This window comes from Halorubrum sp. SS7, assembly GCF_005435055.1.
Classification (GTDB): Archaea; Halobacteriota; Halobacteria; order Halobacteriales; family Haloferacaceae; genus Halorubrum; species Halorubrum salinarum.
In genome coordinates this window covers 1-250 of sequence record NZ_SGXV01000570.1, presented here as the reverse complement: position 1 = coordinate 250, position 250 = coordinate 1, and the positions used below count along the sequence as shown (strand labels likewise).

General features: G+C 72.8%; 1 protein-coding gene. It reads right to left on the bottom strand.

The features are described from left to right. Positions 1 to 250, bottom strand: a 250-nt coding sequence (locus EXE44_RS19175) for an aminotransferase class V-fold PLP-dependent enzyme (RefSeq protein ID WP_137718122.1), incomplete at both ends; no start/stop codon positions are given.

Here is a 250-nt window from a genome sequence, read left to right as displayed (position 1 = left end):
AGCGGGCTCGCGCCGGGCGGACACGAGTGGGACGTCGACGCGCATCTCGACGCCGCCGAGCGAGGTGACGCAGTCGGCTATCACGAACGCGTCGTGGTCGTGCGCGATGTCGGTCAGCTCGGGGACGTTCGGCTGGAGGACGCCCGTCGACGTCTCCGCGTGGACGAACCCGAACACGTCCGGCTGGTGCGCGTCGAACGCGCGCTCGACGTCGACGGGGTCGAGGGGGTCGCCCCACGGCGCCGACACC